We start from the raw sequence: 3,223 nt of genomic DNA on the forward strand, positions 1-3,223 counted from the left end.
AAGCTAGCCGCAGGTTGCTCAAAACACTGTTTTGAGGTTGCAGATAGAGCTGACGCGGTTTGAAGAGATTTTCGAAGAGTATAAGTCATTCTCTGAAGTGTCTCACTTGGTTTAAAAAGAGTTGGTTGAGTTGAGGAAGTAGTCTGAAATAAAAACACCACACTTTGTATGGAACAAGGTGTGGTTGTATTTTATCTCTTAGACCAAGTTCTCTTCATAAAGAGAAGTAGGATTGGGTAAATCTCTAATCGACCTGCAATCATTGCAAAGGAGAGGAGAATTTTTGAGATAGGACTAAAGATTGAGAAACTAGAAGTGGTTCCTAGAATAGGTCCTATATTATTGAAACAGCTAAAGACAGCGCTAGTCACAACTAGAAAATCATTGCTATCTAGGCTGACAATAAAGATAAGTGCTAGCAAAATCATAGAATAGATGACAAAGTACTTGAGAATCTTATGCTGGGTATCTTTGTCAATTACCGTTTTATTAACATGGAGGGTCAAAACACGGTGGGGTGATAGGATTGACAAAATCTGATTTTTAGCAATTTTTGAAAGGATGAGGCCTCGAATAACCTTGAGTCCACCTGCGGTTGAACCAGCAGAACCACCAATTCCCATGAGGAAGAGAAGAATAAACTGGGAGAAGAGGGGCCAGTTGGTAATATCTCCGTAACCAAAACCAGTCGTCGTAATGATGTTGGAAACTTGGAAGAAGGCCATTTCAAAGCTCTTTGAAAATCCCGGGTAGAGGTAGAGAGTATTGAGGCTGATCAAGCCTGTAGAAACCAGTACGATGACCAAGTAAGCCCTGAGTTCTTCGTCTCCAAAGAAGGCCTTGATCCGACGGAGCATGAGGTAGTAGTAGAGATTGAAATTTACCCCAAAAACCAAAACTCCGATACTAACTAGATAGGTAATCAGTGAGCTACCATAGTGGGCAATTCCATCGTTATAGACTGTAAAACCTCCTGTACCTGCTGTTCCCATGGCAATGACAAAACTATCAAATAGGGGCATGCCAGCCAGATAATAGATGATGACAAAGAGGGAGAAGAGAGCTAGATAAAGGAGATAGAGAATCTGGGCAGTATTTTTTAGTTTGGATACAACCTTACCGAAAACAGGACCTGGAACCTCAGCCTTCATTACCTCTAGGTGGCTATTCTTGGCATTATCCATAATAGCAAGTGCAAAAACAAGTACTCCCATCCCTCCAATCAAGTGGGTAAAACTTCTCCAAAATAGGAGGGAACGGCTGAGGACCGAAACGTCGTTTAGAATAGTTGCTCCAGTAGTTGTAAAGCCAGAACTAATCTCAAAAAAGGCATCAATAATGCTGGGAATTTGCCCTGCAAAGACAAAGGGGAGACCGCCAAAGAAAGACCAGAGGATCCAACAGAGGGCAACAATCAAGATTCCCTCCTTGGCATAAATCCGTTGATTTTTTGGCTTTTGTAAAATTCCTGAACCGCCTAGTAATACGAGAATGCCAATCGTTGTAAAGAGGGCTGTAAAGACTTGGCTTGATTCACGGTAATAGATAGCAACAGCCACAGGAACCAAAAGAAGAATAGCTTCAATCAAAAGCAACTTTGAAAGGAGGTAACGAATCATACTTTTATTCATCTCTTACCTCGCGATTAAGTCATAAATCTTAGTGATGTTTGGCAATAGGGTAGTTACTAAGAGCTTATCTCCAACTTCCAGCATCTCCTCTCCAGTAGGGAAAATAGTCTTGCCTTTTCGAATGATAGCTGCAATAAGAACCCCTTTTTTCAATTTCAGTTGAGAAAGAGGTTTGGCAGTCATTTTATTGGCTTCCTTGATATGGAATTGCAGGGTTTCGATTTGGCCATTGGCTAGATGGTGCATGGCTTGAAGGTCTGAATACTGGGCATTAACCCGACCACGAATAAAGTGCATAATCGTATCTACAGCAATGCTTTTAGGAGTGATGATACTTGAAAAATCAGGTGCGTGGATAATCTCGAGGAGACTAGTACGATTGACCTTGGTGATATTTTTTTGTACACCTACGCTGTCAAGGAACATAGAGGTAATCAGATTTTCCTCATCGACACCTGTTAGAGTCGCAACGGCATCATAGTTTTGAGCACTTTCTTCCAGCAGGATATCTTTTGCGGTACCATCTCCTTGAACGATGTAGAGATTTGGGAATTTCTCGCTAAAGAAGCTGGCGATTTCAGGATTGATTTCAATGACCTTGGTATCGATACGACTGTCTTTGAGGATACCTAGTAGATAATAGGCAATTCTACCTGCACCGACGATGAGAAGGCTCTTCACGGCGCGAGATTTGAAATAATTATGGAAGAGCATCATATCAACACGGTTACCAGTGACAAAGATTCTATCTTTATCCTGTACGGTCATGTCACCACTTGGGATGATAATTTGATGATCTCTTTCTATCGCACAGACAATGACATTGCCAAATTTTTTCCGAAAATCAGAAATGGGCATTTGGCAAAGACCGCTGGATGATTTAACAGTGAATTCCATCAAGCTGACTCGTCCTCCAAAGAAACGTTCGACAGAGAGGGCGTTTGGGAAGTCAATGATATTTGCGATAGCGCGGGCAGCCAAAAGTTCAGGGTTGACGATAAGAGAAAAACCGAGAATATTCTTTTCTTTGAAGTAAGAGTTAGAGTATTCAGGATTCCGCACCCGAACAATGGTTTCTTTAGCTCCCATTTTCTTGGCTAGAACAGCTGCAATCATGTTCACTTCATCGTACTCAGTCAGGGCGATAAAGATATCACAATCCTGGACACTGGCTTGTTCAAGGATGGTGAAATCGGCCCCGTTACCAAGAATCCCCATGATATCAAATCGATTAACAATATGATTGAGAACGGCTTCGTCTTGCTCAATCAGCAAAACATCATGTTTTTCTGCAACCAAGGAGCGACAGAGGGCAGAACCAACTTTTCCCCCTCCGACAAGGATAATTTTCATAATAAAACCTACTTTTTCATGATGTAACTATCATACCCTTTTTCAAGAAAAAATGCACCTACTAGCTAATAACAAGAGCTTTTAGTGAAATTTTGCTATAAGGTAAAACTATACCCTAACCAATTAAAATAGCTATTAGCACCTTTCTCTGAAATATGGTATGATAAAGGGTATACAAGGAGACAAAATGAATAATAATTTACTGGTATTACAATCAGACTTTGGTCTGGTTGATGGTG

The 3,223-nt window shown here is 40.9% G+C and carries 2 protein-coding genes; both read right to left on the reverse strand.

The window, feature by feature from the left end; translation table 11 throughout:
• Positions 1 to 191: 191 nt before the first annotated feature.
• A complete protein-coding gene (locus tag RYL77_RS08945) occupies positions 192 to 1,631 on the reverse strand; it encodes a TrkH family potassium uptake protein (protein ID WP_315011016.1) in 1,440 nt (479 codons plus the stop codon).
• Between the two features lie 3 nt (positions 1,632 to 1,634).
• On the reverse strand, positions 1,635 to 2,984 hold the full coding sequence (gene trkA, locus RYL77_RS08950; RefSeq protein WP_315011017.1) for a Trk system potassium transporter TrkA: 1,350 nt from the start codon (positions 2,982 to 2,984) through the stop codon (positions 1,635 to 1,637).
• Positions 2,985 to 3,223: the final 239 nt, after the last annotated feature.

It is taken from the genome of uncultured Streptococcus sp. (genome assembly GCF_963516515.1).
Classification (GTDB): domain Bacteria; phylum Bacillota; class Bacilli; order Lactobacillales; family Streptococcaceae; genus Streptococcus.